The organism is Nocardia niigatensis NBRC 100131 (assembly GCF_000308655.1).
GTDB lineage: Bacteria > Actinomycetota > Actinomycetes > Mycobacteriales > Mycobacteriaceae > Nocardia > Nocardia niigatensis.
Window position 1 is genome coordinate 1 of sequence record NZ_BAGC01000108.1, and the last position, 18874, is coordinate 18874.

Consider the following 18874-nt stretch of genomic DNA (forward strand, 5'->3'; position numbering starts at 1 on the left):
TCGACTGGGGTAACGAATCGGTGGCGAGGTTGGCGGCGGGCGCGTCGACGCCGACCACGTTGCCGTTCACCGGGCTCCAAAATCCCCAGGGCATGGCGGTCGACACGGCGAACAACGTATACGTCACCGACATGGGCTCCAATGCGGTGGTGAAACTCCCGGTCGGCTGAACCCCCGTTCCACGTACTGGCGGTCGTCGCAACACCCCGAACCTGGAGTCGTGCATGACAAATCGCTTCGCTGTGCGAGCGATGTGTGAGTGTTCGGTATCCGGGGTGGCAGCGGGCGATAGCGCGGCCCGGTAGTGGTGGCAGGCGGCTTGGGCCCACGGCTCGTATCGCACGAGTTACGCGACCCGCCATGGGACACTCCCCGCGCTTGCGCCCACATCGGCGAACAATCAGCTAGCGATAGCGGCTGCACAGATGCGAGCACGAAACGCATCAAAGATCGAATCTGATACCCGAAATCCCAGGTATGACTTGGGTTTTCGAATGTGGGCGCAGAGGGGATCGAACCCCCGACCGCTGGTGTGTAAAACCAGTGCTCTACCGCTGAGCTATACGCCCCAACTGCCGGGCCTGGGCCCGGGTTGGATGGTTGCGTTGGGCAACGGGTGCCCGGGCAACGGGTTATGAATCTAGTGTGGCGAGGGCTTTTTCCCAAGCGTGCTGGTCACGGGGCTCGCCGGGGCCGTTCATTTCGGCGAAGCGGATGATGCCGTCCTTGTCGATGACGAAGGTGCCGCGGTTGGGGTAGCCGGATTTGGCGTTGAAGACGCCGTAGGTCTGGGCTACCTCGCCGTGGGGCCAGAAGTCGCTGAGGAGGGGGAAGGTGTAGCCCTGTTCCGCCGCCCAGATCTTGTGGGTGGGCGGGGGGCCTACGGAGATGGCGAGGATTTCCGCGTTGTCGTTCTGGAACTTGGGCAGTTCGTCCCGAACCTTGCAGAGTTCGCCCTGGCAGATGCCGGTGAAGGCCAGCGGGTAGAACACGATCAGGACGTTCTTCTCGCCGCGGAAGCTCGACAGCGTGACGTCCTGATTGTTCTGGTCCTTCAGCGTGAAGTCCGGTGCGACCGAACCGACCTCGAGCGGCATAACCTTCCCCTCCATCCTCATGTCCTGAGCACAGCACCGAGCGACACGCCGTGGAAACACACGGATTCCACCGTTGTCACTCGGTTGACCGAAACCTTAGTGGAGGCCTCAGCGCTGCTTGGAGGGCGTCTTGGGCTGGGTGAGTTTGGTGCCCGTCCAGGTGCCCAGGGAGACCGGGGTGGTCGCGGTGAGGCCGGCGGGGGTGGCCGACTCGCCGATTTCGCTCGGATCGACATGGCCAGGTTGGCCGGTCTTGGGGGTGAGCACCCACACGACGCCGTCGTCAGCGAGGGGGGTGATCACGTTCAGCAGTTCATCCACCAGGTCACCGTCACCCTCACGCCACCACAGCAGCACGACGTCGACCACCTCGTCGGTGTCTTCGTCGAGCAGCTCGGAACCGGTGGTTTCCTCGATCTCGGCGCGGAGCGCGTCGTCGGTATCTTCGTCCCAGCCCAGTTCCTGAACCACCATGTCGTGTGAAATGCCAAGCTTCTGAGCGTAGTTCTGCGCGTCCGCCGCGGCGACCACGGTGGTGTCCTCCTCAACTCCCGACAATAGGTAGTTGCAAGCGAACATGGTAAAAGCCCTCAGCGCAAGCCGATCGGCCGAAATCGCACCCTAAATGTCGTATGTGAGACCGGTGAGATCCGTCGGACAGCCCGGTCTCACATCCCCGGACACCCGGCACGCGGGCCCGGATCACTTGGCCGGACAGGCGTTGCGAACCGCGGTCAGAGCATCGTTGACCTTGCGACTTGCGTCGTTCAGCGGCGCCACGGACGAGCTGGCCGTCATCTTCCGCACCTCCGCGCCCAGCGCTCGCGCCGCGGTCACGTAGTCGCCGAACTTCTGCCCCAGATCCGCCGGCAGGTCCGCGCCCGACGCGCCGACCTGAGTCTCGACCGTCTTCGCCGCGTCCTCGAGTGCCCCGGCGGCCGCGTCGCGCTTGGCGATCTGGTCGGCCGCGTTCCCGTCGTGCGCGTCGACGAATTCGTTGTAGCGGTCGACAGCGGTTCCGGTGGTCTTGCGGAACGGGTCGCAGTTGTCGGCGGTCGCCTTGGCGGTCGCCGCGGCCGCTTTCGAGGAGGCGGCCGCCGCCGAGGAAGACGCGGCCTCTGCCCTATACGACGTCACCTGAACCTGATTCGCGGTCGGGGTACCCTCGACCGTGTTCGCGCACCCGGCTAGAACCAATCCCCCCGCCACCGCCGCGGCCGCGCACACCAACCCGAACCCCTGCGGGTTCAGTAACTTCACTTGGTTCCTCCCCGATCCAGCCCGGCGGTGTTGGATGGCGTCGCGAGCGGCGCGGTTCCCTGCGCAACCGTACTGGATTTCCGGCTGACATGATGACCTGGGTCGCATCATCGACAAGGATGTGAGATGCGCCCCAAACCAATCGTTACGGGTATGCCGCCCATCAGCGGATACCCGGGGTATTGACGCCACACCAGATGTCCCACCCCATGTGTACGAGGAGCAAACGTCTTGACCGACTTGATGCACCCGACTTCGTCGAATTCCACCAATGGATCGACACGCAAATCCCCGGCGGGAGGCCGGGTTCGAGTGATTCGCGAGGGGGTGGCGTCATACCTGCCGGACATCGACCCGGAGGAGACCAGTGAATGGCTCGACTCCTTCGATGAAATGCTCACCCGCGAGGGCCCCGGCCGCGCCCGCTACCTCATGCTGCGCCTGCTCGAACGCGCCGGTGAGCGCCACGTCGCCATCCCGGCGCTGACCTCCACCGACTACGTCAACACCATCCCCACCGAGAACGAGCCGTGGTTCCCCGGCGACGAGGAGGTGGAGCGCCGCTTCCGCGCCTACATCCGCTGGAACGCCGCGGTCATGGTGCACCGTGCCCAGCGGCCGGGAATCGGTGTGGGCGGCCACATTTCGACCTACGCGTCCTCGGCGGCGCTCTACGAGGTCGGTTTCAACCACTTCTTCCGGGGCAAGGACCACCCGGGCGGCGGCGACCAGGTGTTCATCCAGGGCCACGCCTCCCCCGGCATCTATGCCCGCGCCTTCCTGGAAGGCCGCCTCACCACGGACCAGATGGACGGCTTCCGCCAGGAGTACAGCCACGGCGGCCCGGGCCACGGCCTGTCGTCGTACCCGCACCCGCGCCTGATGCCGGACTTCTGGGAATTCCCCACGGTGTCAATGGGTCTGGGCCCGATGAACGCCATCTATCAGGCCCGCTTCAACCACTACCTGCACGACCGCGGTATCAAGGACACCTCCGATCAGCACGTGTGGGCGTTCCTCGGCGACGGCGAGATGGACGAGCCGGAGTCGCGCGGCCTGATCCAGGTGGCCGCCAACGAGGGCCTGGACAACCTGACCTTCGTCGTCAACTGCAACCTGCAGCGCCTGGACGGCCCGGTTCGCGGCAACGGCAAGATCATTCAGGAGCTGGAGTCGTTCTTCCGCGGCGCCGGCTGGAATGTCATCAAGGTGGTGTGGGGCCGCGAGTGGGACGCCCTGCTGCAGGCCGACCGCGACGGCGCGCTGGTGAACCTGATGAACACCACGCCCGACGGCGACTACCAGACCTACAAGGCCAATGACGGCGCCTACGTGCGCGAGCACTTCTTCGGCCGCGACCCGCGCACCAAGGAACTCGTCAAGGGCCTGTCGGACGCGGAGGTCTGGAACCTCAAGCGCGGCGGCCACGACTACCGCAAGATCTACGCCGCCTACGCCGCGGCCATGGCCCACAAGGGTCAGCCGACGGTCATTCTCGCCAAGACCATCAAGGGCTACGGCCTGGGCAAGCATTTCGAGGCCCGCAATGCCACGCACCAGATGAAGAAGATGACCCTCGACGATCTGAAGGCGTTCCGCGACGTGCAGCGCATTCCGATCACCGACGCCGAGCTCGAGGCGAATCCCTACCTGCCGCCCTACTACCACCCCGGCCAGAATGCGCCCGAGATCCAGTACATGATGGATCGCCGCAAGCAGCTGGGCGGTTTCGTGCCCGAGCGCCGCACGCTGGCAAACCCACTGCAACTGCCCGGCGACGACGCCTACCGTTCGGTCCGCAAGGGTTCGGGCAAGCAGCCGGTGGCGACCACCATGGCCTTCGTGCGCCTGATGAAGGAGCTGTTGCGCGACAAGGAAATCGGCAAGCGCATCGTCCCGATCATCCCCGACGAGGCCCGCACCTTCGGTATGGACTCGTGGTTCCCTTCGTTGAAGATCTACAACCGCAACGGCCAGTTGTACACATCGGTCGACGCGGATTTGATGCTTGCCTACAAAGAGTCGAGCATCGGCCAGATTCTGCACGAGGGCATCAACGAGGCCGGTTCGACCTCGAGCTTCACCGCGGTGGGCACCTCCTATGCCACCCACGGCGAGCCGATGATCCCGCTCTACATCTTCTATTCGATGTTCGGCTTCCAGCGCACCGGCGACGGCCTGTGGGCGGCGGCGGACCAGATGGCACGCGGATTCGTGCTCGGGGCAACCGCCGGGCGAACCACGCTGACCGGTGAGGGCCTGCAGCACAACGACGGTCACTCGCTGCTGCTGGCGTCCACCAACCCGGCCTGTGTCGCCTACGACCCGGCCTTCTCCTTCGAGATCGCCCACATCGTCCGCGACGGCATGCGGCGCATGTACGGCGGTGGCCTGGCCCAGGGCTATCAGGAGGCGCTGCCCGGCACCGATCCCGAATCCCATTCGGTGCACCACGAATTCGGCGGCGAGGACATCTTCTACTACATCACCCTCTACAACGAGCCCTACGTACAGCCGCCCGAGCCGGAGAACCTGGACGTGGCGGGCCTGCTCAAGGGCATCTACCTCTACCGTCCCGCGGGCGCCGGCGACCTGCGCGCCAACATCCTGGTCGCGGGCGTCACCATGCCCGACGGTGTGCGGGCACAGGAGATGCTGGCGCAGGAGTGGGGCGTGCAGGCCGATGTCTACTCGGTGACCTCATGGGGTGAGCTCCGCAAGGAGGCGCTGGCCAAGGAGATCGCGAAACTCCGTCACCCCGACCAGGATCCGGGTCTGCCGTACATCACCGAGGTGCTGTCCAAGGCGCAGGGCCCGGTCGTGGCCGCCTCCGACTGGATGCGCGCGGTGCCCGACCAGATCCGCCAGTGGGTGCCCACCGAATACATCACCCTGGGCACGGACGGTTTCGGTTTCTCCGACACGCGCCCGGCGGCACGCCGCGTATTCAATGTGGACGCCGCGTCCATCGTGGTCGCCGCGCTGCAGGGTCTCGCTGCTCAGGGCCGTATCTCACCCGCCACGGTGGCCGAGGCGGCGAACCGCTACGCCATCGACGATGTGAACGCCGCGCCGAAGGCGGCACCCGGTACCGAAGGCGGCGACGCATAACCGAACATAAATACCGTGGAACGTAAACCGCCGAGGCCGCGCCGGATCAACGAAGAGGGCACCTCCTCCCACGAGGTCTATCTCCCGACCGGCGCGCTCTCCCCGAATCGGCAGACGCGCGACCCGCTTCCGGACACCCTCCTGAAACGGGTCAAGCAGTTCTCCGGTCGCCTGTCCACCGAGGCCGTGGCCTCGATGCAGGATCGGTTGCCGTTCTTCGCCAATCTGGACGCCGCCCAGCGGGCCGGCGTCCAGATGCTGGTGCAGACGGCGGTGGTGAACTTCCTGGAGTGGCTGCAGGACCCGGAATCGGATATCCGGTTCAGTCTCGATGCCTTCCAAGTGATTCCGGACGATCTGGCGCGGCGGCTCACACTGCGCCAGACCGTCGACATGGTCCGGGTGGCCATGGAGTTCTTCGAACAGTGGCTGCCGGCGCTGGCGCGCAACGACCGTCAGCTGGTGGCGCTCACCGAGGCGGTGCTGCGATACGGGCGTGAGCTCGGCTTCGCGGCCGCCTCGGTGTACGCCTCGGCCGCGGAGTCGCGCGGCGCGTGGGACACCCGATTGGAGGCCCTGGTCGTCGACGCGGTGGTGCGCGGCGACACCGGCCCCGAGATGCTCTCGCGAGCGGCCACTCTCAATTGGGACGCGACCGCTCCCGCGACGGTCCTGGTGGGAACTCCCCCCAAGGATCAGGTGGCCGTTGTCAGTTCCGTACATAGTGTGGCCGCCCGGCACGGCCGCAACGCGCTCGCCGTGGTGCAGGGTTCGCGGCTGGTGATGGTAGTCAGCGGACATCTTGGAGACACGCTGTACCCGTCGCAGTTCCTCGCGGATCTGCTCGCGGAGGCGTTCTCGGAGGGGCCGGTGGTGATCGGCCCGACCATGCGGGCCCTGTCCGCCGCGCATGTCAGTGCGGTGGAGGCGATGGCCGGAATGGAGGCCGTGGTGGGCTGGCGCGGTGCGCCACGCCCGGTGCACGCCTCCGAACTCTTGCCCGAGCGGGCCCTGCTGGGTGACCGGGCCGCGGTGGACGCTCTGAACGAGCTTCTCGTACTACCGTTGGCCGCCGCCAGCGCCGATTTGTCGGACACGCTGGACGCGTATCTGGATTGCGGTGGAGCCGTCGAAACCTGCGCCCGCCAGCTGTTCGTTCATCCAAATACAGTGCGCTATCGCTTGAAGCGGATCGGCGACATAACGGGCCGGGATCCGATGAACCCGCGCGATGCCTACGTGTTACGAATCGCCGCCACAGTGGGCAGGTTGACACGAACTCGTAACGAATCGCCGACTCCTGCCACTGATGTGACTCCCATCACAGACACTAAGGATGGGGTGTAACAAGATTCGGGCATCGGGCGATCCGGACAGCCCACTAGGTCTTTTGTGGACTCCTCACAAAACTGCCAACCAAGCTTCATTCGCGCCGACATCTCGTGAGAGCGGCCTCACAGTGTTTTCTTGAGTCGTGATCGCATTGCTCGCCCCTGGACAGGGCTCTCAGACCCCCGGCATGCTCACCCCTTGGCTCGAACTTCCCGGCGCCGCGGACCGCCTCGCGCTGTGGTCGAAGGCCGCGGGGCTGGACCTGCTGCGGTTGGGCACGACTGCGACCGCCGATGAGATCGTCGACACGGCTGTCACGCAGCCCTTGGTCGTCGCGGCCGCCCTGATGGCTTTCGCGGAAATCCCCCAGGATTCGCTTTCCGCGGATACAGTCGTCGCCGGACACTCGGTCGGCGAATTCGCCGCCGCTGCCGTCGCCGGAGTCATCTCCGCCGATGACGCGGTGGTCCTGGCCGCCATCCGCGGAGCGGAAATGGCCAAAGCTTGCGCACTCGAGCCGACCGGTATGTCCGCGGTGCTCGGTGGTGACGAAGCGGAGGTGCTCGCTCGTCTCGACGAACTCGGCCTGATTCCGGCCAACCGCAATGCGGTGGGTCAGATCGTGGCCGCGGGTAAGCTCGAGGCGCTCGAAGCCCTCGCCGCGAACCCGCCCGAAAAGGCCCGCGTCCGCAGCCTGCCGGTCGCCGGCGCCTTCCACACCGCGTTCATGGCACCCGCCCAGGACGCAGTGGCGGAGGCCATCGCCAAGATCGCTCCCAACGAGCCGGTCCGAACGCTGCTGTCGAACTTCGACGGGCAGCCGGTGAGCTCCGGCAAGGATGCGATCGACAAGCTCGCTGCCCAGGTCACGCGCCCCGTGCGCTGGGACCTGTGCACCGAAACGATCCGTGCGGCAGGGGTTTCCGCGGTGGCAGAGCTGCCGCCGGCGGGCACCCTGGTCGGCATCGCCAAGCGGGAGCTCAAGGGCACCCCGAATCTGGCGCTGAAGACACCCGCGGACCTCCCCGCGCTCGCCGAACTCACCGCGGCAAGCTAGCTTGGCTCGCGGCCCGCTCCCATCAACGGCGATGGAGCAACCGGGTCGCAAACAAAGAAACAACACATCCAACCCTCTACAGGAAACAAGAAGGGAGCCACCACAGTGGCCGCTCTGACCCAGGAACAGATCGTCGAAGAGCTCGGGAAGATCATCGAAGAGGTGACCGGTATCGAGCCCTCCGAGGTCACCATCGAGAAGTCCTTCGTCGACGACCTGGACATCGACTCGCTGTCGATGGTCGAGATCGCCGTCCAGACCGAGGACAAGTACGGCGTCAAGATCCCCGACGAGGACCTGGCGAGCCTGAAGACCGTTGGCGACGCGGTGGCGTACATCCAGAAGCTCGAGGCCGAGAACTCCGACGCGGCCGCTGAGCTGAAGGCCAAGTTCGGCGCCGAGGGCGAGTAGGAACCGACACCGTGACCACTCCTTCCACCTTGAACGGGAACTTTCCCAACGTCGTCGTAACGAGCATGGCGGCGACCACGTCGATCGCCGGTGACGTCGATGCGACGTGGAAGGGCCTCCTCAATGGCGAGAGCGGCATCGACACTCTCGAGGACGACTTCATTGCGGAGTACGACCTTCCGGTTCGAATCGGCGGCCACCTGAAGGTGTCGCCGGACACGCTGCTCGATCGGGTCGAAATCCGTCGCATGGCGTACGTCGAGCGACTGGCGACCGTGCTCGGTCGCGAGGTGTGGAAGAACGCCGGCTCTCCCGAGGTTGACCCGCTGCGGCTGGGTGTGGCCATCGGCACCGGTCTCGGCGGCGGCGACGCGCTGATCGACTCGGTGGACAAGCTGAAGAACGGTGGCTATCGCAAGATTTCGCCGCTGGCTGTTCAGATGGTCATGCCGAACGGTCCGTCCGCCGTCGTCGGTCTCGAACTCAAGGCCCGCGCGGGTGTGATCACTCCGGTCTCGGCGTGTTCGTCGGGTTCGGAGGGCATTGCCAACGCGTGGCGGATGATCGTCATGGGTGACGCCGACATGGTCGTCACCGGCGGTGTCGAGGGCTTCATCGACTCGATTCCGATCGCTGCATTCTCCATGATGCGGGCCATGTCGACTCGCAACGACGATCCGAAGGCGGCCTCGCGCCCCTTCGACAAGGATCGCGACGGCTTCGTCTTCGGCGAAGCGGGCGCGCTCATGGTCATCGAGACCGAGGAGCACGCCAAGGCTCGTGGCGCCACCATCCACGCCCGCCTCATGGGCGCGGGTATCACCTCCGACGGGTATCACCTGGTGGCGCCCGATCCGGAGGGCAGCGGTGCGGCTCGCGCCATGCAGCGCGCGATGCAGACCGCCGGGTTGTCCCCCAAGGACATCACCCACGTCAACGCCCACGCGACTGCCACCCCGGTGGGTGACACCGCGGAGGCCAACGCGATTCACAAGGCCGGCGTTCAGCACGCTTCGGTCTACGCGCCCAAGTCGGCCCTGGGCCACTCGATCGGTGCTGTCGGCGCCCTCGAGTCGGTGCTCACGGTGCTCAGCATCCGGGACGGCATCGTCCCTCCGACGCTGAACCTTGACAACCAGGATCCGGCGATCGACCTGGATGTCGTGCACGGCGAGGCTCGCCGTCAGGACATCGAGTACGCGATCAACAACTCCTTCGGTTTCGGTGGGCACAATGTCGCGCTCGCCTTCGGCCGGTACTGACACGGATTCATCCCGGTAAACCGGAATTCCGGCTCAGCTTTACCGGTCAGTAAGACAAGCGGTCCCGGCAGGGGTCTCGATTGGAGACCCCGCACTCGAAATCCCTGCCGGGACATCGACATTCGCAGCCGCTCTCAGCGACCGCATTTTCCTCAAGAGGAGAGTTTGCGATGACCATTATGGCCCCCGCACACGCGGACACCACGACCGATCCCCGTGACCCGCTGGGTCGGTTGCAGCGCTTCTTCGACCCCGGAACCGTTCTCCCGCTTCACCCCCGCGACAAGTCCGGTGTGCTCGCCGCCATCGGTGAGGTCGACGGCGTTCGTACCGTCGCCTACTGCTCCGACGCCACCGTGATGGGCGGCGCCATGGGCGTGGAGGGTTGCAAGCACATCGTCGACGCGATCGACACCGCCATCGATTCCAAGGTTCCCGTTGTGGGCCTGTGGCATTCGGGCGGCGCTCGTCTGGCCGAGGGCGTCGAGGCCCTGCACGCGGTCGGCCTGGTCTTCGAGGCCATGGTCCGCGCGTCCGGCCAGGTTCCCCAGATTTCCGTGGTGGTCGGCTTCGCTGCCGGTGGCGCCGCGTACGGTCCCGCACTGACCGACATCGTGATCATGGCTCCGGAAGGCCGCGTCTTCGTGACCGGTCCGGACATCGTGAAGACGGTGACCGGTGAGAGCGTCGACATGGCGACCCTGGGTGGCCCGATCACCCACGGCAAGAAGTCCGGCGTCTGCCACATCGTGGCCGACGACGAGTCCGACGCCATGCACCGGGCCCGCCGCCTGGTCTCGATGTTCGCCGAGCAGGGCGAATTCGACCTGGCCGCCGCCGCACACGGCGACGTCGACCTCAAGGCCATGATGCCGGAGTCGGCCAAGCGCGCCTACGACGTCAAGCCGATCATCAACGAGCTGCTCGACAATGTCGACGGCGAAAGCACTTTCGAGGAACTGCAGGGCGGCTACGCCCGCTCCATGGTGGTCGGCCTGGGCCGGCTCGGTGGCCGCACCGTCGGCGTGCTGGCCAACAACCCGATCCGCCTGGGTGGCTGCCTCAACTCCGAAAGTGCCGAGAAGGCTTCGCGTTTCGTGCGCCTGTGCAACGCCTTCGGTATCCCGCTCATCGTCGTCACCGACGTGCCGGGCTACCTGCCGGGTGTCTCGCAGGAGTTCGACGGCGTGGTGCGCCGCGGCGCCAAGCTGCTGCACGCCTTCGCCGAGGCCCGTGTCCCCCGCGTCACCCTGGTGACCCGCAAGATCTACGGCGGCGCCTACATCGCGATGAACGCCCGCTCGCTGGGCGCCACCGCCGTGTACGCCTGGCCGGGTTCCGAGGTCGCCGTCATGGGCGCCAAGGCCGCGGTCGGCATCCTGCACAAGAAGGCTCTCGCGGCCGCCCCGGAGGAGGAGCGCGAGGCCATGCTGGAGCGGCTGACCGAGGAGCACGAGCGCATCGCCGGTGGCGTGCAGCGTGCCATCTCGATCGGCGTGGTGGACGAGGTCATCGAGCCGGCCAAGACCCGCTCGACCATCGCCGCCGCTCTGGCCGCCGCTCCGGCGCGGCCGCAGAACAACAAGAACATTCCGCTGTAATCGGTTACGCGGCAACGCTGTAGTCGCCTACACGGCAGAACAGAAGCGGGCGGTCTCTTCGGAGACCGCCCGCTTTTCATTGGCTCGCAGCGCTTTTCAGGCCGGTGGAATGTTGGCGTTGTGATGGAAGACGTTGTCCGGATCCCAAGCGGACTTCAGGGCGGTGAGGCGGGAGTACTTGTCGCCGTAGGACTCCCGAAGTCGGGCGGGGTCGTCGTCGACCAGGAAGTTGACGTAGCCGGCGGCGGAGTTCGCGTAGGGGCGCAGGGCGTCCCAGAAATCGCGCACCCATTGGCGTTCCTCGGGGAAGCCGTCGGGATCGGGGGCGATGGCACTGATGTTGACCGCCCAGCAGGGGTGCCGGAGGCCGCTGAAAGCTGTTCCGCTGTCAGGCATTTCGCTGTATCGGCCGCGGAGCGGGAAGATCGGCACGAGCGACAGCGGCGAAGTGCGCCGTGGGAAGTGAGCGATGAGGGTGGCCAGCGCATCGGCGGTCAGGTCGTCGACGTAGAGGGACTTCTCGTAGGCGAACATCCCGCGCGGAGCCGCCTCGTCGAACATCTGCTGCAGCCCGGTGTACGGAATCGGGGTCACGAGCTCCCAGGCGGGCGCGGGTGCGGCGTCGCGCAGGGGGCGCACCACGGCCGCGAGCTCGTCCGGTTCGCCGAAACCAACTACGGCCACAACGAATCCCGGTCGGCCGTGATGGGATTCGGGCACGAAGGGGGCAGGTGGGGCGCTGACTGCCAGGATCGCGCCACAGTACCCCTCGGGCAGCGTTTCGATCAGGTCGCGGCCCGCGCCGAGACCCGCCGCGGCGTCCTCCGGGTTCCAGCACAGCATGGTCAGCTGGGCCAGTGACGGGACGGTATGCAGGGCGAAGGTGAAGCCGGTGACGATGCCGAAATTGCCTCCGCCGCCGCGCAATCCCCAGTAGAGGTCGGGGTTCTCGACCGGTGAGGCGACGATGATGCGGCCGTCGGCGGTGACCATCTCGGCGGCCGCGAGGCTGTCGCAGCTCAGCCCGCAACGCATGGTCAGCCAGCCCATGCCGCCGCCCAGGGTAAGGCCGCCGATGCCGGTGTCGCTGATGAAGCCGCCGGTGAGGCCGAGGGCGTGCGCGGTCGCCGCGGCGTCGACGTCGGCCCAGGTACAGCCGCCGCCGCAGTGTGCGAGCCGGGCGGCCGGATCGATGGTGACCCCGTCGAGGGCACTCAGATCGATCATCATGGCGTCGTCGGCCACCGCGTGGCCCGCGTAGTTGTGGCCGCCGCCGCGCACGGTCAGATCCAGTTCGCAGGCGCGGGCGGCCCGCACCGCGGCCGCGACCCCGGCGGCGCCGGCCGGCCGGACGATCACCGCGGGTCTGCGGTCGCAGCATCCGTTCCAAACCTGCCGCGCCACATCGTATTCCGCGTCGCCCGGGGCGATCACCGCCCCGTCGACGCTCGTCCGCAAGCCTTCGATATCGATCCCCACAGTGGTCATGGTTCCGCTCCTTCGATGGTTTCCGCCGTGACGGCGGACCCCAGGTTCCATGACGGTCGCCGGGCTCTCGACCCCGCGCCGTATCGACATCCCCTCGGTGTCCTGCCGCTATCCCGGCGTTACGCACAGCGGACACCCGAGGTTCATCCGCGACGGGGGCCGAGACCGGATTCAGGACTGGAGGCGGACCTTGTCGGCGGATTCGTTCTGGCTGGAGCATTCCTGCACCGGGTGGGGCGTGGACGCGCGTTCGCCGCAGACCCACCGGACGGTGTCGACGATGACGGCGATGTCGCCGGTGGATTGTTTGGCCCGCTCGTCGGCGTAGGCGCTGGCGACGGAGAGGGCGGTGGGGCAGAAGCCGTTGCCCTTGGCGGTGGAGACGACGACCGCGAGTCCCCAGGGGCCGGAACCGCATTGGATGGCTTCGTGGCCCGCGGCCGGGAAGGCGGCGGCGGAGGTGACGGGGCTCGGAGGGGCCGAGGGGCCGGAGGCGACGGTCGGGGTGCTGTCGTTGCAGGCGGTGAGGGCGAAGGCCGTCGCCAGGGTCAGGGCCGCGCCCGCGATCGCTGTGGTCCGCACGCATCCTCCTCGTCGGGTACCCCTTCCCTGGGCATTCTGCCTGTTTTGGGATGTTTGGGAGAGAAGGCTCGCGTAGCCGGGGGTGGGGCAGGTGGATCAGCCGACGTCGCGGCGCAGCCAGGTGACCTCCGCGCCCTCGCCACCGAGGCGGTAGGGCTCGAGGACATCGTCCCAGGCGGTGCCGAGGGCGCGGTCGATCTCGGCGGCGATCTCGGCGGCGGAGCCGCGGCCGTGAGCGCGGGCCTCGGCGACGATGGCGCGCAGCCGCATCTCGCCGACCATGATGTCGCCGCCGGCGCCGGTGGTGCCGCTCCAGAGTCCGAGTCCGGGAACGAAACTGAAGCGGGCGCCGTCGACGCCTTCGCTGGGGTCCTCGGTGACCTCGAAATAGAGCACGGGCCAATCTCGCAATGATCTGGCTAATTTTCCTCCGGTACCGACCGGGCCGTACCAGTCGGTGGTGGCGCGCAGATGTCCGGGATCGGCGTCCTGCGCGGTCCAGCGCAGTTTCGCGGGGGCCTTCAGAGTGGAGGTGAGGGCCCATTCGACGTGCGGGCACAGCGCGGCCGGCGACGAATGGACATAGACGACTCCAGACGTCGCCTCCGCGAACTGACTAGACGCGTGCACCACTGACACCTCCGGCTCGACGAGGGACGTCTTCCCCAACGGCCCCTACGCGAGCTCGGCGATGCCCGAGTTTACTGGAGTGCCCGGTGTTGCGTGTGTTACTTGAAGCACCGTGTCGACGGCTACGCGAACTCCGCGATTACGGCGTCACTGAGGGGTGGCCATGCCGCCCGGGCCCAGTCCCCGAAATTTTCGTCCGCCAGCGCGAGACACGCCATACCGACATCCGGATCCACCCAGAGGAATGTGCCGGACTGCCCGAAGTGGCCGAAGGTCCGCGGCGAGTTCGCGCCGCCTGTCCAGTGCGGTGATTTGTGGTCGCGGATTTCGAAACCCAATCCCCAGTCGTTGGGGCGCTGCGACCCGTAACCGGGAAGTACGCCATTGCGACCCGGGAATTGCACTGCGCTTGCCTCGGAAACCAATTCGGCACTCACGACACGAGGTTCCAGCAATTCACTGGCGAATCGCAGAAGATCTGCGACCGAGGAGCGCCCCGCATGTCCGGCGGGACCCACCAGCGCCGAGGAATTCATGCCCAGCGGCTCGAATACGGCCTCGCGCAGATACTGATCGAACGAGATACCGGTCTGCGCCGCAACGAAATCCGCGAGCACCTCGAATCCGGCGCTGGAGTAGATCCGCTTCGCGCCGGGCCGGGCCAGCACCGCGGTGGTGTCGAAGGCCAGTCCGGAGGCGTGGGCGAGCAGGTGCCGCACCGTCGATCCGGGCGGCCCGGCGGGCTGGTCCAGCTCGATGGCGCCCTCTTCGACGGCCACCAGAACCCCGTACGCCACAAGGGGTTTGGTGACCGAGGCGAGCGGGAAGACGCGGGCGGTGTCGCCTTCGGTGTCCACCACGCCCTTGCCGCGGACGGCGACGCCCGCCGCCGCGTTCCGAACCGGCCACTGTCGAATCTGCTCCAGCGCTCGCACGCGTCGAGCCTACGAGCCCGGGCCCGGCGGGTCGGATCGGGGCTGCATCACCGACCGGTCGGCTCCGAACCGGCTAGAGCGCCGCGACTTCGGCGGCCCCGACCAGGTTCATCGCCGAACGCCTGCGCCGCACCCGGAGTACACCACCAGCCCGACCGCCGACCACAGTGTGTCAGTGTGAACGCCGGCCAGGTCACGACCGGCAGATGGATCAGTAGCCACACGCACATGGCCAGGCCGAAGGACACCAGCGTGGGTGGCGTTCACCAGTTCCTCCCGCGGCACCGCCGAGCGCAGCGCGGCCAGTGCGGCGATGACGAAGGAGACGACGACGGGCCCGGCCAGCGGCGCGGCCTCGCCCAGGGCCACGAAGATACCGGTGCCCAGGGTGGCGCTGACCGACAGCGAGATCAGGCCCATGCTGCGCCGCCGTGCGGCGTGTTCGCCATCGGAGGTGAGCTGTTCGACTGAATTGGCCCGCAGCAGTGATATAGCAATCCACTGGAGTCCAGGCATGTGTGGCCATGCTGCCTGGTCGGACCGGGTGAAATGGCGCCAGGGTGGCCCGCTCGCGGGGGATTCGCACTGCGCACAGCTATGCACTGGCGTCGCAGTGGTGCGCACGGGCGTCACGGAAGCCTCGCGCGAACCGTATGCCCCGTTACGATCGAACCCATCATGAGTGAGCAGGTCACGATCCACGGCGAGGTGGACACGGGTTTCGGCCCGGTCGCCGACGCGTTCCGGCGCAACTTCAGCAGGCACGGCGAGATCGGTGCCGCGGTCGCGATCTACGACGGGGATCGGCCGGTGGTGGACCTGTGGGCGGGGTATCGCGATCGCAAGCGCCGGATGTCGTGGGAGCGCGACACCATGGCCCCGGCGTGGTCCTCGACCAAGGGCATGACCGCGTTCGCGGTGGCGTCGGTGGTGTCGCGGGGGCTGCTGGACTACGAGGATCCGGTGGCGCTGCACTGGCCGGAGTTCGCCACGCACGGCAAGGAGTCCATCACCGTGCGGCAGCTGCTGGACCATCAGGCCGGGCTGGCCGCGCTGGATCGGCCGTTCCGGCTCACCGATATGGCCGATCTGGATCGGATGGCGGCGGTGCTGGCCGAGCAGAAACCGTTGTGGCGGCCGGGAACCCGGCACGGCTATCACCCGATCACGGCCGGGCTGTACCAGGGCGAACTGCTGCGGCGGATCGATCCGGAGCATCGCACGCTGGGACGGATTTTCGCCGAGGACATCGCCGGACCGCTGGGCGCGGAGTTCTATATCGGCCTGCCGGGCGAGGTTCCGCTGGATCGGGTGGCCGCGTTGTCGGCCACCGAGGGCCTCGACATCCTGCGCTATGAACGGGATCTGCCGGTGCGCATCGGCATTCAGCTCTACAGCAAGCGCGGCCTGTCCTTCCGCGCCCTGAACAGCCCGCAGGTGGGTGCGCCCGCCCGGGCCGCCCGGCGCGAGTTCCTGTCGGTGGAAAGTCCGGCCGCCGGCGGCGTCGGGACCGCGCGGGCGCTGGCGCGGGTGTACGGCGCGGCGGCGGGGCGGACCGGTGAGCTGCCCATCGAGCCGAACGTGCTGGACCGCTTGGCCTCCCCCGACACCGCCGACGACGTCCCGGCCGAGGACCTGGTACTGCTCACACCGAGCCGCTACCACCTGGGTTTCCGCCGGTCCCGCGGCGGTTTCCGGTTCGGCTCCGACAAGCGGGCCTACGGCACCACCGGTTACGGCGGCTCGTTCGGATTCGCCGATCCGGCAACCGGTCTGGGGTTCGGTTATGTGATGAACCGCCTGGGTATGGCGGTGCTCGACGATGTCCGTTCGCGCAATCTCCGTGAGGCTCTGCTCCGCTGTCGTTGACCGAAGGGAATGACCGCCATGCCGCCGCAACCGTGGGTGATGCCCGACGAAGGACAGCCGCATCGGCGGACCTGGATGGCATTCGGGGCCGACGAACGGGTGTGGACGGCCGAGCTGCTCCCCCGCATCCGTGAGGATGTGGCCCGGATCGCCCGCGCCATCGCAAAGTTCGAGCCGGTGTCGATGCTGGTGCGGCCGGAGGAGATCGATCTGGCCCGCGCGCTGGCCGGGCCGGCGGTGACGCTGGTGCCCGCGGAGATGGACGATCTGTGGCTGCGCGACAGCGGCCCGGTGTTCGTGCGCGGTGACGGGGGCTGGGGCGCGGTCGATTTCAACTTCAACGGCTGGGGCGACAAGCAGGAGCATCGCCAGGACGCGCGGCTGGCCGGGCTGATCGCCGAACGCACCGGGGCAGAGTTGCTGAGCACCGAGCTGGTGCTGGAGGGCGGCGGCATCGAGGTCGACGGCGCGGGCACCGCCCTCGTCACCGAGAGCTGCGTGCTCAACGACAATCGCAATCCGGGCCGGCAGCGCGAGGACGTGGAGGCGGAACTGGCTCGGCTGCTGGGGATTTCGACGGTGATCTGGCTGCCCGGCATCGCGGGCTACGACGTCACCGACGGGCACACCGACTTCTACGCGCGTTTCGCCGGCCCCGGGGTGGTGGTGGCCGGTCGCGAGGACGACGTGGACAGCTACGACTACGACGTCACCCGCCGCCACCTGACCATCCTCCAGGCCGCCACCGACGCCGCGGGCCGCCCGCTGCGGGTGGAGGTGCTTCCCGCCCCGAAGCAGGTCCGTGAGGAGTTCGCCGACGACGAGTTCGCGGCCGGGTACGTCAACTTCTACCTCTGCAACGGCGGCGTCATCGCCCCCAGGTTCGGGGATCCGGAGGCCGACGCGCACGCGGAAGCCACACTGGCGCGGCTGTTTCCGGGCCGCCGGGTGGTGCAGATCGATATCGACGCCGTCGCCGCGGGCGGCGGCGGCATCCACTGCACGACCCAGCAGGAACCCGCGTAGGCCGTCACTCCATCAGCTTGCGCGCCTTCTCGAACAGCTCGAGGGTGATGGCGTGCAGGAAGTCGCCGACCTGCTTGGGCGCCTTGCCCGCGAAGGCGCGCGCGTGCGTGCCCTCCAGCACGATGCCGAGCTTGAAGCACGCCAGTACGGTGTACCAGGTGACATGGCTCAGATCGCGGTCGGAGAACTGCCCGTAGTGGGCGATCATCTCCTCGGGCGTGGGCAGTCCGCCGACCGCGCCCAGCGAGCCGATCAGGGCCGCGCCGGTGGTGCTGGGCTCGGGCCGGGTGGCGATCTGCCAGCCCAGGTCCAGCAGCGGGTCGCCGATGGTGGACATCTCCCAGTCGACCATGGCCACCACCTCGGGGCCCTCGAGGGAGAACATCATGTTGGCGAGATGGCAGTCGCCGTGCAGGATGCCGGCTTTCGGCTGCACCGGGCGGTTGCGGTCGAGCCAGTCACCGACCTGCTGGACGCCGGGAATCTCCGCTCCGGGGTAGCCCTCATTGGCGCTGTAGGAGTCGAGTTCCTTGAGCCAGCGCGGCACCTGGCGTTCCAGGAAGCCCTCCGGCTTGCCGTAGTCGGCGAGGCCGAGCGCCTCGTGGTCGATCGAGCCCAGGCGGGCGATGGCCTCGACCGCGGACAGGCCCATCTGCCGCCGCACCTCGGGGTCGGAGGCGTGCAGTTCGGGGAGTTCGTTCTGCGGGTTGAAGCCGGTGATCGTCTCCATGAGGTAGAAGGACGCGCCGAGCACGGATTCGTCGGGACAGGCGGCGATCACCTTGGGGGCGCGGATCTCGGTGTCGCCGAGGGCGCCGAGGATGCGGGATTCGCGCTGGATGACGGTGTTGCTGGCGGCCCGCAGATGCTTGGGTCCGCGGCGCAGCACGTACTCGCGGCCGCCGCGGCGGAAGCGCAGCATGATGTTCTGGGTGCCGCCGCCGAGCGGCTTCACCTCCTCGAACTCCCCGCCGGGCAAGCCCTGCTCTTCCATCCACTTTCCGACGATCGCGAAATCGACGACGTCACGATCCACTTCGACCGGCTGCGCAACAGACATGCCGCCCATTGTGCCGTAGGGGTCCATACGAACCGAAGGCAGTCGCCAGCAGTAATCGCCACCGAAAGGTCGCGGCCGCCTCGATTACGGACTGCGGCCTGATAGACCTCCGCCTCGGAGCGGGGGTGCGAAGCGGAGGGAGCAGAATCGAGG

17 protein-coding genes, 1 tRNA gene and 1 pseudogene are annotated in these 18874 nt (G+C 67.5%); 9 read left to right on the top strand and 10 right to left on the bottom strand.

Annotated features, from left to right (window positions below):
- Positions 1-20: 20 nt before the first annotated feature.
- Positions 21-170, top strand: a complete 150-nt coding sequence (locus tag ON33_RS40225; protein ID WP_083869479.1) for a hypothetical protein — start codon at positions 21-23, stop codon at positions 168-170.
- A gap of 327 nt (positions 171-497) precedes the next feature.
- Here ON33_RS40225 and ON33_RS32480 read toward each other — a convergent pair.
- From ON33_RS32480 to ON33_RS32495, 4 genes are all read right to left on the bottom strand, one after another.
- Positions 498-569: transfer RNA gene (locus tag ON33_RS32480), tRNA-Val, on the bottom strand.
- Between the two features lie 63 nt (positions 570-632).
- Positions 633-1097, bottom strand: coding sequence for a peroxiredoxin (locus ON33_RS32485; protein WP_040863060.1), 465 nt, complete (start codon positions 1095-1097; stop codon positions 633-635).
- Between the two features lie 108 nt (positions 1098-1205).
- On the bottom strand, positions 1206-1628 hold the full coding sequence (locus tag ON33_RS32490; protein ID WP_040863061.1) for a DUF3052 domain-containing protein: 423 nt from the start codon (positions 1626-1628) through the stop codon (positions 1206-1208).
- Between the two features lie 171 nt (positions 1629-1799).
- Positions 1800-2357, bottom strand: a complete 558-nt coding sequence (locus ON33_RS32495; protein WP_040862980.1) for an Rv2240c family protein — start codon at positions 2355-2357, stop codon at positions 1800-1802.
- 243 nt (positions 2358-2600) lie between these two features.
- On the opposite strand from ON33_RS32495, the gene aceE reads away from it, so the two are divergent.
- The 6 genes from aceE (at position 2601) to ON33_RS32525 (ending at position 11131) form a co-directional block, all read left to right on the top strand.
- Positions 2601-5468: a pyruvate dehydrogenase (acetyl-transferring), homodimeric type gene (aceE, locus tag ON33_RS32500; protein ID WP_085996875.1), complete on the top strand. Its 2868-nt coding sequence runs from the start codon at positions 2601-2603 to the stop codon at positions 5466-5468.
- Positions 5469-5513: 45 nt separating this feature from the next.
- Positions 5514-6815 (top strand): PucR family transcriptional regulator, encoded by a 1302-nt coding sequence (locus tag ON33_RS32505; RefSeq protein WP_373281077.1) that lies wholly within the window; start codon positions 5514-5516, stop codon positions 6813-6815.
- A gap of 127 nt (positions 6816-6942) precedes the next feature.
- Entirely contained in the window at positions 6943-7857 is a 915-nt protein-coding gene (locus ON33_RS32510) for an ACP S-malonyltransferase (RefSeq protein WP_040862983.1), read from the top strand.
- A gap of 105 nt (positions 7858-7962) precedes the next feature.
- Entirely contained in the window at positions 7963-8268 is a 306-nt protein-coding gene (gene acpM, locus ON33_RS32515) for a meromycolate extension acyl carrier protein AcpM (protein ID WP_033086997.1), read from the top strand.
- An 11-nt stretch (positions 8269-8279) separates the two neighbouring features.
- Positions 8280-9530, top strand: a complete 1251-nt coding sequence (locus ON33_RS32520) for a KasA/KasB family beta-ketoacyl-ACP synthase (RefSeq protein WP_040862984.1) — start codon at positions 8280-8282, stop codon at positions 9528-9530.
- 170 nt (positions 9531-9700) lie between these two features.
- Positions 9701-11131, top strand: coding sequence for an acyl-CoA carboxylase subunit beta (locus ON33_RS32525; protein ID WP_040862985.1), 1431 nt, complete (start codon positions 9701-9703; stop codon positions 11129-11131).
- A 96-nt stretch (positions 11132-11227) separates the two neighbouring features.
- Here ON33_RS32525 and ON33_RS32530 read toward each other — a convergent pair whose 3' ends face one another.
- The 5 genes from ON33_RS32530 to ON33_RS42935 form a co-directional block, all read right to left on the bottom strand.
- The gene (locus ON33_RS32530; protein WP_040862986.1) at positions 11228-12619 is read right to left on the bottom strand and encodes an FAD-binding oxidoreductase; all 1392 of its coding nucleotides are present in this window, start codon (positions 12617-12619) and stop codon (positions 11228-11230) included.
- Between the two features lie 171 nt (positions 12620-12790).
- A complete protein-coding gene (locus ON33_RS32535) occupies positions 12791-13201 on the bottom strand; it encodes a hypothetical protein (RefSeq protein WP_040862987.1) in 411 nt (136 codons plus the stop codon).
- Positions 13202-13297: 96 nt separating this feature from the next.
- A complete protein-coding gene (locus ON33_RS32540) occupies positions 13298-13831 on the bottom strand; it encodes a DUF3145 domain-containing protein (RefSeq protein WP_040863062.1) in 534 nt (177 codons plus the stop codon).
- 122 nt (positions 13832-13953) lie between these two features.
- On the bottom strand, positions 13954-14766 hold the full coding sequence (locus ON33_RS32545; protein ID WP_040862988.1) for a serine hydrolase domain-containing protein: 813 nt from the start codon (positions 14764-14766) through the stop codon (positions 13954-13956).
- Between the two features lie 108 nt (positions 14767-14874).
- Entirely contained in the window at positions 14875-15282 is a 408-nt protein-coding gene (locus tag ON33_RS42935) for a hypothetical protein (RefSeq protein ID WP_218001546.1), read from the bottom strand.
- A 162-nt stretch (positions 15283-15444) separates the two neighbouring features.
- On the opposite strand from ON33_RS42935, the gene ON33_RS32555 reads away from it, so the two are divergent.
- Both ON33_RS32555 and ON33_RS32560 read left to right on the top strand, forming a co-directional pair.
- Positions 15445-16635, top strand: a complete 1191-nt coding sequence (locus ON33_RS32555; RefSeq protein WP_040862990.1) for a serine hydrolase domain-containing protein — start codon at positions 15445-15447, stop codon at positions 16633-16635.
- 33 nt (positions 16636-16668) lie between these two features.
- Positions 16669-17661 (top strand): annotated as a pseudogene (locus tag ON33_RS32560) (agmatine deiminase family protein); the annotation flags it as partial.
- 4 nt (positions 17662-17665) lie between these two features.
- Here the strand turns inward: ON33_RS32560 and ON33_RS32565 are convergent.
- Positions 17666-18730, bottom strand: coding sequence for a phosphotransferase family protein (locus ON33_RS32565; RefSeq protein ID WP_083869481.1), 1065 nt, complete (start codon positions 18728-18730; stop codon positions 17666-17668).
- Between the last annotated feature and the right edge of the window lie 144 nt (positions 18731-18874).